This is a genomic window from Paludibaculum fermentans, assembly GCF_051172195.1.
Taxonomy (GTDB): Bacteria; Acidobacteriota; Terriglobia; order Bryobacterales; family Bryobacteraceae; genus Paludibaculum; species Paludibaculum fermentans_A.
Genome location: NZ_JBPJAQ010000001.1, coordinates 3,119,517 through 3,132,349, shown reverse-complemented (window position 1 = coordinate 3,132,349; position 12,833 = coordinate 3,119,517). Strand labels below are relative to the sequence as shown.

Annotated in this window: 9 protein-coding genes; 8 read left to right on the top strand and 1 reads right to left on the bottom strand. The window is 65.2% G+C overall.

Annotated features, from left to right (window positions below; genetic code table 11):
- Positions 1-11: 11 nt before the first annotated feature.
- A complete protein-coding gene (locus ACR9Y2_RS12750; RefSeq protein WP_435041683.1) occupies positions 12-1,583 on the top strand; it encodes a VWA domain-containing protein in 1,572 nt (523 codons plus the stop codon).
- Positions 1,584-1,664: 81 nt separating this feature from the next.
- On the opposite strand, the gene ACR9Y2_RS12745 is transcribed toward ACR9Y2_RS12750, so the two are convergent.
- Complete coding sequence (locus ACR9Y2_RS12745; RefSeq protein ID WP_435041682.1) at positions 1,665-2,696, bottom strand: Gfo/Idh/MocA family protein; 1,032 nt, start codon at positions 2,694-2,696, stop codon at positions 1,665-1,667.
- Between the two features lie 258 nt (positions 2,697-2,954).
- Between ACR9Y2_RS12745 and ACR9Y2_RS12740 the strand changes: the two genes are divergently transcribed.
- The 7 genes from ACR9Y2_RS12740 to ACR9Y2_RS12710 all read left to right on the top strand — a co-directional run bounded on the left by ACR9Y2_RS12740 (position 2,955) and on the right by ACR9Y2_RS12710 (position 12,726).
- Positions 2,955-6,350: a tetratricopeptide repeat protein gene (locus ACR9Y2_RS12740; protein WP_435041681.1), complete on the top strand. Its 3,396-nt coding sequence runs from the start codon at positions 2,955-2,957 to the stop codon at positions 6,348-6,350.
- 13 nt (positions 6,351-6,363) lie between these two features.
- Positions 6,364-7,374 (top strand): VWA domain-containing protein, encoded by a 1,011-nt coding sequence (locus ACR9Y2_RS12735; protein WP_435041680.1) that lies wholly within the window; start codon positions 6,364-6,366, stop codon positions 7,372-7,374.
- Positions 7,375-7,455: 81 nt separating this feature from the next.
- Positions 7,456-8,859 (top strand): Cas10/Cmr2 second palm domain-containing protein, encoded by a 1,404-nt coding sequence (locus ACR9Y2_RS12730; RefSeq protein ID WP_435041679.1) that lies wholly within the window; start codon positions 7,456-7,458, stop codon positions 8,857-8,859.
- A 1-nt stretch (position 8,860) separates the two neighbouring features.
- Entirely contained in the window at positions 8,861-9,643 is a 783-nt protein-coding gene (gene csm2, locus ACR9Y2_RS12725; RefSeq protein WP_435041678.1) for a type III-A CRISPR-associated protein Csm2, read from the top strand.
- Between the two features lie 34 nt (positions 9,644-9,677).
- Positions 9,678-10,511: a type III-A CRISPR-associated RAMP protein Csm3 gene (gene csm3 / locus ACR9Y2_RS12720; RefSeq protein WP_435041677.1), complete on the top strand. Its 834-nt coding sequence runs from the start codon at positions 9,678-9,680 to the stop codon at positions 10,509-10,511.
- 14 nt (positions 10,512-10,525) lie between these two features.
- Positions 10,526-11,551, top strand: coding sequence for a type III-A CRISPR-associated RAMP protein Csm4 (gene csm4 / locus ACR9Y2_RS12715; RefSeq protein WP_435041676.1), 1,026 nt, complete (start codon positions 10,526-10,528; stop codon positions 11,549-11,551).
- Entirely contained in the window at positions 11,548-12,726 is a 1,179-nt protein-coding gene (locus ACR9Y2_RS12710; RefSeq protein WP_435041675.1) for an RAMP superfamily CRISPR-associated protein, read from the top strand. The genes csm4 and ACR9Y2_RS12710 overlap by 4 nt, the downstream gene beginning before the upstream one ends.
- The last annotated feature ends 107 nt before the right edge of the window (positions 12,727-12,833 follow it).

The window sequence follows — 12,833 nt, the reverse complement described above, 5'->3', positions numbered from 1 at the left end:
TGATGTCATCCATGAAAACCGCCACTGTCCACAAATCTCGCGCCCGGCGCTGGACAGCCCGGCAAAAAGGCATTTTCCTTCCACTAACGGCGGTCCTCATCGCGGTCCTGATCCCCATCGTGGGACTGGCCGTCGACGCGGGCGTCCTGTTCGTGCTGAAGACCATGATCTCCGCCTCCGCCGACGCCGCTGCGATCGCCGCCGCCCGCAACCTCAGTGTCGGCTTGACCATTGGTGAACAAACCGCTGCCGCTCAGGCTCGCGCCATCGACTTCTTCAACGCGAATCTGAAAGCCGGCAGCTTCGGCACCAAAAATCAGGCTGTCTCGGTTGCCGTGGCTGAGTCCGCTTACCGCACCCGCACCGTCACGGTCACGGCGTCGGTGGATGCGCCCCAGTACTTCATGCGCTACCTCGGCTTCACCACGACGCACGTCGTGGCCACCGGTAAAGCCTCGCGCCGCGACGTCAATCTGTTGCTCGTCCTCGACCGCTCCGGCTCCATGCAGGACACTACCACCAACGGCAAGCCCTGCACCACCATGCGCGGAGCCGCCACCACCTTCGTCAACATGTTCGCCGAGCAGCGCGATCGCCTCGGTCTCGTCACGTTCGGCGGTGCCTGGTATCTGAACTTCGCCCCTTCCATGACCTTCAAGACCGGCTCGCCGTCCATGCTCACCCGCATCGCCGCCATCACCTGCAGCGGCGGCACCGGCACCGGCTCAGCTCTGGATGCGGCCTACGATCAACTCGTCACCATCAACGAACCCGGCACCTTGAACATGATCGTCCTGTTCACGGACGGTTACGCCAACCTCTTCCATGCCAGCTTCCCGGTGAAAAAGAAATCCGATACCCGCTATGGCTATAACGGCGGCCCCAGCGGCTGCACCAGTGAGTCATCCACCTGCACGATGCTGCCCAGCACCTGTACCGACGCCAACGGCGATAAGTACGACCGCAATTCCGGTCAGAGTTCCGCCAACTATTCTGCCCCCAATTGGAATCCGAACTGGACCCCGGCCAACCTCGTCGGCGGGCTCACCCAAGCCGCCGGCGACACATACAGCCTTTCGACCGGCGCCACTTACGGCCTCATCAAGGAGGCGGCATCCTCCGCAACCGACGTGAGCGATCCGCTCATCAGCGGTTCCGGCTGCGCTTTCGCCGGGAGCGCCACGGCCGTCCGGCGCGACGTCGCCTACATCCCCGACACCGAAATCCACGGCTTCAACACAACCGGCTACAAGGCCATCGCCACCTTCTCTTCCGGCAACTATAGCGGCCAGAAACGGCCGGATGTTCCCATGGCTGTCACCGGCGCAGGAATGAACGTGGCCGACAATATCGCCACCGCGGCCCGCAACAACGCCACCTTGAAGCCCGCCCTCTATACCATCGGCCTCGGCAGCAACGGCGGCGTTGATCACGAACTGTTGCGCCGCATCGCTAATGATCCGGCCAGCCCCATCTATTCCGACACTCAGAATGCCGGCATGTACGCGTACGCTCCGACCCCCACGGATCTGAACTACGCGTTCGTCCGCATCGCCAGTGAAATCCTCCGCATCGCCCAGTAAGCCCACCGGCTGCCGGCCAGACGCAAAAAAGGGGCGCTCCCGCAAGGGCGCCCCTTTTCTATTGCAGCCAGCCGGAATCTTCTACTTCAGCCGAACCGCCTTACCCGTCTTAATCGACTCCTTCGCCGCCTCGATCAACTCCACCACCTGCGCGTTCAGGTCGATGGCCGTCATCCCGCCCGGCGCCGTCTTCGTCTCGATCGCATGCACCATGGCCGCAATCGGCTCGGCCGCTTCCGGAGCCAGCGGCTTGATCGGAACCTCTTCCACAGCCCCGCGCCCTTTCCGCAATTCCACCTTCTGGCTTGTCATGTACACGCTGCCCTGCCGCCCGAACAGTTCCAGATCCTGGAAGCTCCGCGGCAGATCCCAACTGCCTTCCAGCACGGCCACACCTTGCGCGTAGTGCAGCACGATCGTCGCGTTGTCTTCCACATGGGGGAATTCCTCGGGACGCAGATGATTCACCTGCGCGTAAATCGTCTCCGGCCGGCCCAGGTACATCAGGCTCCACAAAGCGTTGTAGCAGCCGAAATCCACCAGCGCCCCCGCTCCGTTCTTCACTGGATCCGTCAGCCAGTTGAAAAAGTACTTATTCAACCCAGTCGGACCGCCCGGCCCGCCATGCCCCACCACACCCCGGATCCGCCAGACCTTGCCCAGTTGGCCCGAATCAGCAATCTCCTTGGCCACATAGTTCGACGGCCACCACGCCATCTGGTAGTTCGTCAGGATGTAGATCCCGTGCTTCGCAGCCAGGTCCTTAATCGCCAGCGCATCTTTGTACGTGGAAGCCAGCGGCTTCTCGAACATCACGTGGATCTTCCGCGGAGCGCAATACTCCACAATCTCCCGGTGCCGGTTGTTCTCGACAAACGACCACACAATCTCTGGCTTCTTCTCATCGATCATCTTCTTCCAGTCGGAGAAAATCAGGTTCTCCGGCACTTTGCGGCGCTTGGCTTCCGCCACAAGTTCAGGCTCACTCTCCGCCACGCCCACAAGACGCGCCGGCTGCCCCTGCACCATCTTGTTCAAATGACCCCAAACGTGCGAGTGCACCAGTCCCACCACTGCAATTGTGTGTTCCGCCGCCGCCAGCGGAAGACTCATAAGACCCATGAGCAAAACTGCGAAAAGACGCATTCTGAATACCGACCTCCGCATTCAGAATACGCCGCGGTCCCTGGCGCCTCGCAACCCGCGTCCTTTCAAGGGTCTTGCATCCAAACGCCGCCCGGTGCATCCATTTCAAATAACCGCTTGTGGCCGGACACGGAAATCTGTTCATCCGCTGTCCTCGTACACTCCGGTTGCCAGCTGTGATACATTCGATCACCACGGCGTGAGACTGGTTGGGATCGGGAGGGGATGATGGAGCTCAAGCAGAGCGCTCGTTTCGCCCTATTGGGGACCCTGTTTTCTTTGACCTTGGCTTGGCCGGCGGACGACCAGGCAGACCGCCTGCGCCAAATGGAACTGCGCGGACAGGCCCGCGCGGCCAGGCAGATTCTCGAAGACGCCGCGAAAGCCGCGCCTCGCGATCCTGCTGCCCTCGCGGCCCACGCCCAGTTCCTCGACTTACGCCGCGACCCCGGCGCCCGCGCCGCTTACGAGAAACTCCTCGCCGTCGCCGGGCCCACCACCCCCGCCGGAAAGAATGCCCTCCGGCGCCTGGTGGAACTCAACCTCATCACCGGCGACCGCGCCGCCGCCAGCCGCCACCTCGCCGCCTGGCGCCAGGCGGGTGGAAGCGGGCTGACACTCGCTGATCAGGCGCCCACCATCGCCACCATCCCCACAGGCATCGTCGAAATCCCCGGCCCCATCCGCAGCTTCTCGCGCATGGCCGCCCTCTCGCCCGACCTGCCTTCCCGCGACATTCTCCTCGCCCTCGCCCGCAACGTCGTCACCAATGGCTACCAGGCCGTCAGCGGCAGCGATTCGCTGGAACCCACCGAGTACCTCAAGCTCGTCATCCGCTACCTGGGCCAGGCTCGCGAGCTCGACAAACTCGCCGGCGATTCCAAAACCATCCAGATCGAAAACTGCGACTCCACCCAGACAGGTGAACTCCTCCGTGTCCTCGGCTTCCGCATGCGCGGCGGCTGCGGCAGCGACGTCGTCCTCGAGACCGTCAATGCCACCCGCGCCTTCCTCGCCATGGACTCCGGCTTCCCCCTGGCCGACCTGGAACAGGCCCTGCGCACCAACCGGCCCTTCCGCTACGATTTCAAACCCACCCGCGTCACCGTCCTCTATGCCCCCGAATACTGGCTTTCCAATAAGGAACGCCAGAGCGGCGAGTTCATCGACGCCTTCCTGAACGACCCCTCCCTCTGCCGCCTCTACCTCGGCATGGCCAAGCTCGATCCCGAGACCGCCGAAGAGCTCCGCAAGTCGCTCCCGGTCACCCGTATCCGCGCCTTCGCCCACGTCTTCGACTTCTTCGGCGGCATGTTCCGCATCCGCAACGGCAAAGTCAGCGTGCCCGGCGGCGATCGCTCCGCTTCGGGCTGGGCCGACCTCGCCGGCGCCAACCCCAACGAAGGCGTCAAGTTCATCGAGAAACTGGTCACCAAGGACGACGGCTGGCTCGCCAGCTACTTTGACGCCCTGCTCCGCATCCACGGCCCCACGCTCGACTACCTCTCCGAACCGGCCCACCTCAAGCGCTTCTACACCGCCCTCCGCGGCCGCGTCACCAGCCCCGGTCCCGCCCGGCCCGTCTTCCGCGCCAACACCGACCTCATGCTGCTCTCCACCCGCCTGCGCGTCGAGAACGGCAAAGCGCAAATCCCCGGCGGCATCGAAGTCTGGCGCAAACTCTTCGTCGAACACCCCAACGGCAAGTACGACGGCAAACTCACCAAGTCCGCCGCCAACTGGAAGGAACCCGAGGAACTCCTGGAAGCCCTCTTCGGCCTCTCCCGCAAGGCGGTCGAAAACGAGCCGCTCAAGATCTTCATGTCGCTCAGCGACCTCGATCGCAACCGCCGCCAGCCCCTCGAGGCCGCCACCGTCAGCCAGCTCGCCGTCAAGTGGCGCACCTTCGGCGCCCAGTATTCGCTCTTCTCCGAATCGCCCAATATCAGCGACCGCACCATCAAGCTCTACCTCGATACCGCCGAAGCCATCTCGGACATCCGCGACATGGGTGTCCGCTCCGATGTCGCCGGCAGCATGCAGGCCCTGGCCGGTTTCTGGCAGATTCTCGTTCGCCAGAAGCTGATCCCCGCTGATCAAACCGATACCGTCCTCGCCGCCCTCATCGAGCCCTTCGCCAAAATCAAGAATGAGCGCGACCTCTTCGACGGCGCCCGCGGCGGCGTCCAGATCATCCTGAAAGCCACCGGCGCCGCGCCCGGCGTCAACCCGCAGGACCGCCTGCTCGATCTCCTCGCCGGCGCCGTCGCCCCCAACGACGACGAAACCCACCAGCTCATGCTCACCGACATGATGAAGGGCTTCGAAGCCCAGAAGCTTGTCTCAGTGAAGACCCTCTTCGACCTGGCCGACCACCTCGATGCCCTCGCCAAAGGCGAGAAGGCCAATGCCGCCCTGCTCAACCGCCTCGCCGCCCGCGTCTCCGACCTCAACCTGCCCAAAGGCACGCTCTCCTCGCAGGAGCGCAATTCCTTCTCCTTTGGCTTCTGGACGGAAAAGCACATCGATGCCCAGCGCAAACTCAACTTCCGCTCCGTCATCGAAAAGGCCGCCGGCAATCCCGAGAAACTCAAGGATGCCCGCGGCATCCTCACCCCGCTGCTGCGCGACTCCCTCGTCGGGCTGCTCTACCTCCACTACGCACCGCCCGGCGCCCAGATCCTCTACACCAACCCGCTGTTTGCCCGCAGCCACGACTTCATCGGAGTCCAGGGCAATAACCAGACCTGGAGAACGACTGAGGTCCTCGGCACCGGCTGGCCCTCCAGCGCCGGCGGCCGCCTGGTCGGCTCCCTCGCCAACCTGCCCTACGCCCTCGCCGAAGCCGAACAGAACTTCCTCATTCCCACCCGCGAACAGGCCCTCATCTGGGGCGACCTCGTACCCCAGATGCTCGTCTCCAGCAAGCTCCCCCGCTTCTGGAATGTCGATCCGGCCCAGCTCCACTATGTCGACCTCCACATGCGCCTCGGGGAAACCGTCGTCGCCGATGCCGCCCTCTCCTCCGAGACCCGCACCAAAGCCCTCGACATCCTCGATCGCCTCGCCCCGCCCGCCCGCGTCCGTCACGTGGACGACCTGCTGGCCGCCGGCGATGTCACCGCCGCCCTCGAACAGATCACCCCGGCCGAGCTCTATCAGATCGGCACCCTGGCCGTCAGCCAGCGCATGGATTCCGGCGTCTTCGTGGCCGACGAGATCCGCCACCTCACCGCCGCCTGCCCCGAACGCTGCAATCAGGCCGCCATCTCCGAGGCCTTCGGCACCCCCAAGCCCACGCTCACCAACTCCCAGCACCCCGAACTCCTCAACCTGCGGACCTTCCCTACCCTCATGGGGTACTCCAGCCGCATCCTCGCCGAGAGCTGGGAATCCAACAATCTCTTCTTTGCCGCCCTGGCCGACGAACTCTACCTGCCGCCTTCCCGTTTGAACGTTCTGCTGCCCGAATGGACCCAGCGCACCGTGGAACAGATCTTCGCTACCCACCTCGAAGACTGGCCCGCCCTGCTGCGCTCCATGCGCACCGTAGCCGATAGCGTCCGCGTTCAAACACGCAAGCTCCAGGCGCTCGAAACCAAGGCCGCACTCGAAGACTAAGTTCACCGGAGGGATGATGAAGTTCACACGCCGACACTTTTTCGCTACCAGTACGGGAGCCCTGATCCCGGCCGCCGCGCCGGCTCTCCTTCTCGGGCAGGATCAGGCACGACCCACTTTCCGGGTCAAAGTCGACATGGTGGTGCTCAGCTTCACCGTGACCGACTCCAAAGGCCGCTATGTCAATGGCCTCAAGCCGTCTGATTTCCGCATCCTGGAAGACGGCATCTCACAGAAGGTGAACACGTTTGCCGAGGGCAACAAGCCGCCCCTCCAACTCCTGGACGACGGCTCCACCAAGCCCATGGTCACCGCCCAGGCCGACCCCGAGAAGGGCGGCATCGCCACCGATGCCTTCGTCGGCACCAACGTCTTCGTCCTGTTCGATACGTCCAATTACATGTACCGCGGCTTCGTCTACGCCTCGGACGCCATCGCCGACTTCGTGCGCGGCCTCGATCGCGCCGACTCCGTCGCTGTCTACACCTTCTCCCGCAACCTCACCCGCGCCGCCTCCCTGTCTCGCGATCGCAACGACGTGCTCCAGGGCCTCCGCACCGCCGTCGCCGGCGACGACGCCGCCCTCTACAACGCCCTCCTGCTCTCCCTGCGCGACGCCGCCAAGGTTCCCGGACGCAAGGTCGTCATCGTCTTCTCCAATGGACCCGACTCCGCCTCCATGGTCGCCCCCGACGACGTCCGGGCCGTGGCCGAGGACGAAGGTATCCCCATCTATGTCATCTCCACCAGCGACGTCAGCCGGGATCCCATCTCCACCGGCGTCTTCCGCCGCCTCGCCTCCCGCACCGGCGGCAAGAGCTTCTTCGCGAAGACCTGGCAAAAACAGGTGGAGGCCTTCGAGGCCATCCGCGAAGATTTGGGGAATTCCTATACCGTCACCTACTATCCGGCGCCCAACCCGAACGAGGGTTTCCGCAAGATCACCGTTGAGATCAAAAGCGATGTGGCCCGTAAACTCCGGGTCAGTGCCCGTCCCGGCTACCGCCCGAGAACCGGCATCTAGGGGTCCGGAAACCGAAGTTTCGACAACGAGTTCCGCCTCTGTGCTAGATTCAGAATTTGATTGTGGCCTGAGGCAGTCTTCGTGCAGATTTTCCTTCAAGGCAAGCTCCTAGGCATTGAGCCTTTTATTCGCGACTCGGAAGGCGGCCTCGCGTCGCTCGCCGGACGTTGCCTTCACGTCTCCCTTCTGTCCGAGGCGATCCCCCGGGCCCTGCTGAAACACCTGGGCCTCGCGCCCGAACTCCTCGGAGCCAGCGGAGGCGGCCACTTCCTCGCCGTCCTCACTGATCAGAGTCTCCCCGAAGCCAACGCCTTCCTGGTCAACGTCACCCGCCGCCTGGCCGAATTCAGCGGCCACCGGCTGCGCCTCGCCTGGTCCGCCACCGAGAATCTCGGAGCCTGGACCGACGTCCGCAAACGTCTCGACGACCAGATGGCCCGCTGGCGCGGTCCCGACGCCCTGGAACCCGAAGGCGTCTTCGAACCCTTCGCCGACGATTCGCGCCTGAACCGCTTCTTCTCTGACCTCTACCGCGGACTGCCCGCCACCTCCGCCGCCGTTTGGGACGCCGATGCCCCCGGCCTGCTCAAAGCCGAAGGCGAACAACATTGGCTCGCCACCCATTACGCCCCGGCCGATTCCGGGCCCCAGCCGGCTTCCCGTCTGGAGCTCGCCGCCCGCGCCCACGGCCGCAAAACCTGGGGCATCCTGCGTGGCGACGCCGACCAGTTCTCCACCCGCCTGCGCAAAGCTCAGAGCATCGAGGAATACCTCCAGCTCTCTGTCTTCTTCCGGCAATTCTTCGCCGGGGAAGTACAAGTTCTTTGTTCTCAACCTGATTTCCAGAACCGCGTCTCGGTGCTCCACACTGGCGGTGACGAGTTCTCCGTCATCGGAAGCTGGGACGCCCTCATCCCCTTCGCCCGCGAAATTGAGCGCCTGTTCCAGCGCTCGGCCACGGAACTCCTGCGCGAGTTCCCCGGCGCTGAAGGCAAAACCCTCTCCATGGCGCTCGCTCTGGCTCCGTCACCCGACGTCGACCCCGCCAGCGTCTACGCCGAAGCTGGCCACCAGCTCGAAATCGCCAAGAGCGTGGGCCGCGATTCCATCTCCCTGCTCGGACGCGTGCTCGATTGGAAGCAGGTGGCTGAAGCGGCCGACCTTAAGACCTCCATGCTCCGCCTGGTGGAGGAGTTCGGCTGCCCGCCGCAGTTCCTCGGCGAATTGGGCTCGTTTTACCGGGAAACCGACCGTACCCTCCCGGCCCGCTCCACTCGGCGCGCGGTCGAGGCACAGCAACGCCCCTGGCGGCTTCATCGCCGCCTCCATCGCGTCCTGGACGGTCCCGAACGCAATAAAGAGTTTCAGAAGACCCGTAACACGGTACTGGCCGCATTTCTCACCCGCGGCCAGGCTCAGTTGAAGCTGAGACCGGCGGGCCGCGTCGCCCTCGAATGGGCGCGATTCTTGGAAGAGGCTGAGTAATATGAGCGAACTCGAACCGCAGCAGAGCCAACCGGAAGAGACGCAACCGGCTGCGCCCGCGCCCCAGTCTGAACCAGCCGCGGAAACGCGCCAGGAAACCCCAGCCCCGGCCGAGGCCCCGGCTCCGGCAGCGGCGGAACCGACGCCTGCCGCCGCGCCCGCCCCCAAGCCGGAGAACAAACCCGACGCCAAACCGAATAACCGGCCTCCGCAGGAACGCCGCGAACGGCCCGCCGGTGGCGGCCGGCCTGAGCGCCAGCCCCGCGGCGAACGTCCGCCCCAGGGCGACAAACCCGCCGGTGACCGCCCGCCCCGCGCCGACCGGCCCGAACGTGGACCCCAGCCTGGCGGCGAACGCCGGCCCGATCGCGAAGGAGACCGCCGCGGTGGTCCGCGCGAACATGGCAAAGGCCCCGATCGCGGCGGCCGCCCCATGGAGCCGCCGTCCGACATCGATCTGGATAAACTGGTCGCCGATAGCCTCTACCTCGACAACGCGGCCCATGCCATCGTCGCCCGCATGCGCGATATGGATTCCGGCACCCGCAGCCAGTTGCGCCGTCTTTTCAGTGCGGTGCGCCGCGCCTGCCGCGCCGGCGAGGGCGACCGCCAGCACCACTTTGTGATGCTCCGTGCGCGCCTGGCCTATACCATCGCGCGCCACCAGTTGCGCAGCCTCGACCCCCTCGAGCGCCTTCTGCTCCAGGTCACCCGTAAGAACGACGCCCGCGGCTACGAACGGTTCCGCGACCTCTTCGAGGCCATCGTCGCCTACAACGAATAGCATCCGTCAGGAAGAAAGATTTCCGGAGTTTCACATGAGCTCTCACACCGCCGATACCAAGCTCGGATTGATTGGCAAGTTGCTGCTGGATGGCGAGATGATCTGCGAGACCGGCCTCCACATCGGAGCCGGCAAGGGTTCCCTGGACCTCGGTGGCGCCGATAACCCCGTGGTCAAGGACGCCTTCGGACGCCCCTATGTCCCCGGCAGCTCGCTGCGCGGCAAGATCCGTAGCCTGCTCGAGCAGTCCTCCGGCCTGGTCTCCCCGGCCGACCTGATCTACCTCTCCCGCCGCCGCGGCCAGGAAGTCCGCATCCACCAGACCGACGACCCGGCCGACGAGGTCGGCGTGCTCTTCGGCCGCAACCCCGGCCGCATGGAGCGGGTCTCCGGTGATGCCCTGGAGCCGAAATCGGCCACCCCGGCCCGCCTCACCGCCTACGACGCCCCTCTCGACATGGAGTCCATCACCGCCCAGATGCGCGAAAATCTGGACGACGAACTCACCGAGGTCAAGAGCGAAAACGCCATCGACCGCATCACGGCCCAGGCCAATGCCCGCACCCTCGAACGCGTGCCGGCCGGCGCCCGCTTCCGCGTCCGCTTCGTCGTCGATATCCTCTGCCCGGCTGATCGCGAACTCGTGCCCACCCTCGTCCAGGGTCTTCGCCTCCTCGAAGATGATGCCCTCGGCGGCGGCGGCTCTCGCGGCAGCGGCCGGGTTCGTTTCGCAAACTGGAAACTCACCTGGCGCAATAAGGCCTACTACGCCGCCGGTGAGGCAGAACAGGCCCTGCTCGATGCCGCCGAAACGGCTGCTCTCCAGGCCGGTGTCCGCGATCCCGAGTTCTCCGGCAGACTCTCCTGAACGGCGGATTCCCGATGAACCCCGCGCTGCTCATTCGACTACGGCCCACCACGCCCTGGCGCATCGGTCCCGATACCGGCGCCCGCGATCAGGCCGTGTCCATCTTTCATAGCGACGCCCTCTATTCGGCGCTGTGCTCCAGCTTCGAACAGTTGGGCCTGCTGGAAGAGTGGCTCAACGCCACCGCGCAGCCCCACTCCGAACCCGCGGTCCGCTTCAGCTCCTGCTTCCCCTGGCAGCGCGGCCACCTCTACGCCCCGCCGCCCGCCGGCCTGTGGCCTCCGCCCGCCAGCCCGACCGTCGCCTCCAAAGTGCGCTGGAAAGGTGCCACTCTCGTCCCCACTTCGGTCATCGCCGGCCTCGTGAAGGGCGAACAACCCTCCGAGGAGCAGTGGACCGTCGACGGGCACAGCAGTTGCCTCATCCCCGGCAACAGCCGCTCGTCCACCGGGCCGTTCCGCTTCGTTCAACGCTCCAGCGCCGCGGTCGACCGCGTCACCGGCGGCCAGATCGAGCCGCACCGCGTGACCTGCGTCCAGTACGCACCCGCCTCCGGCCTGTGGTGCGCCGCCCAGTTTTCCAACCCCATCACCTATGCTGTCTGGGCCCCTAAGTTGCAGGCAGCCTTCCGCTTACTGGCCGACACCGGCCTCGGCGGCCTGCGCTCCCGTGGCTTCGGGCGCTTCCGCAATCCCGACTTCCAGCCCGGCCTGCTGCCGGAACTGCTCTTCGGTTCCGCCCTGCCCCCGGCCGGCAATGCTTACTGGCTGCTATCCCTCTTCTCGCCCGCCGATTCCGATACCGTCGAGTGGACCGCCGGCGACTACCTGCTCACCCGCCGCACCGGCCGCGTCGGTGCCTCCCAGGGCGGCGGCCAGCAGAAACTCGCTTCCCGCATGGTCGCCGAAGGCTCCGTCCTGCTCGCCGGCCAACCGCCGCTCGGTGCCGTCCGCGATGTAGCGCCGCCCGGCTGCCCCCATCCCGTCTACCGCTCCGGCTACGCCGTGGCATTGCCAATTCCATGGCCGGTGACCGCATGAAGAACTATCGCCTCACCGTCTTGACACCCCTCCTGGTCGGCGACGGCCAGAAACTCGCGCCCATTGACTATATGGTCTGGAAAGACCAGGTCAACGTCCTCGACCAGCGCCGCATTTTCCGACTCCTGGCCAAAGGACCGCGCCTCGACACTTATCTGAACCAGATCCGGAAGGCGGAACGGCTCGACTTCGCCAGTTGGGGCGGCTACGCCCAGAACTACGCCAGCCGCCGCATCCCCTTCGAACACCCTTCCTGCGCTTTGTACTACGCCCGTACATCGCCGGAGCATTTGTTCATCCCCACCTTCGCCACGACACCAACCGGCGGTGTTTATGTGCCCGCCAGCGCCGTCAAAGGACCGCTGCGGACGGCTCTGCTCATCGATCGCGCCAGCGAAGGCCAGTGGAAGGACTTCGCCGGCCGCCTCGCCGCCCTGGAACGCACACCACGGTCGCCCGCCGAAGGCCTCGAAACCTCCACCCTCGGTGCCTCCGGAGTCAGCCGCACCCGCTCCATGATGCTCGCCGACACCGAGAGCCTCTCCTCCGGCGGCGCCACCCGCGTCTACCTGGTCCGGACGTCCACCATTCTTCCGCGTGGAAACAAACTGGAACTAGGCTGGAAGATGAGCCCCCGCGGTGCCGTCGAAGCCCGCCGCCCCACCGACTCCACCCCGATGTTCGCCGAAATGGCCGTGCCCGGTACCGTCTTTCAGGGCAAATATCAGGACTCCCCCGCCATGGCCAGCGCCGAAATGTTGCGCGCCCTGCGCTGGAAAGAGCCCGCCGGGGCCCGCCGCTTCGCCCAGGCCGCCAACGCTGCAGCCGCCAAGTTATTGGAAGTGCAGAGGAAATACGCGGAATCGACAGGCTTGGCCGGGGTCGTCCAATCCCTCGACCAGCTCGCCCAGCGTCTCACCGCCATCAGCGAATCGGCTTCGTCCTGCCTCGTCTGCCTCGGCTGGGGTACAGGGATCCTGTCAAAAAGCGCCTCCATCGACCTCGCGGCCGACCCGTTCCGCCAGATCCTCAAGAGTCTGCCAGTCTACAGTCAGCCTCTACGCTCCGGACTTCCCTTCCCGAAGACCCGGCGCGTCGTGTTCATGAACGACCAGCCCGCGGCCCTGCCCGGGTGGGCCGAACTGGCGTTCGATGCCGCCGAGCATCACGCCTGAACTCATTGCATCCGTTGACCGCTTTCCTGCAGGTTTGGTCTAAGGTGGAAACACGGCCATGCCGATGGAGCATGTTAGAATGAGGGATCTCATCTACAAGAAGAGCC

Coding starts and splice junctions, on each gene's coding strand:
- ACR9Y2_RS12750 (WP_435041683.1), top strand. CDS start 12: ATGAAAACCGCCACTGTCCACAAATCTCGCGCCCGGCGCTGGACAGCC.
- ACR9Y2_RS12745 (WP_435041682.1), bottom strand. CDS start 2,696: ATGAGTCTTCCGCTGGCGGCGGCGGAACACACAATTGCAGTGGTGGGA.
- ACR9Y2_RS12740 (WP_435041681.1), top strand. CDS start 2,955: ATGATGGAGCTCAAGCAGAGCGCTCGTTTCGCCCTATTGGGGACCCTG.
- ACR9Y2_RS12735 (WP_435041680.1), top strand. CDS start 6,364: ATGATGAAGTTCACACGCCGACACTTTTTCGCTACCAGTACGGGAGCC.
- csm2 (WP_435041678.1), top strand. CDS start 8,861: ATGAGCGAACTCGAACCGCAGCAGAGCCAACCGGAAGAGACGCAACCG.
- csm3 (WP_435041677.1), top strand. CDS start 9,678: ATGAGCTCTCACACCGCCGATACCAAGCTCGGATTGATTGGCAAGTTG.
- csm4 (WP_435041676.1), top strand. CDS start 10,526: ATGAACCCCGCGCTGCTCATTCGACTACGGCCCACCACGCCCTGGCGC.
- ACR9Y2_RS12710 (WP_435041675.1), top strand. CDS start 11,548: ATGAAGAACTATCGCCTCACCGTCTTGACACCCCTCCTGGTCGGCGAC.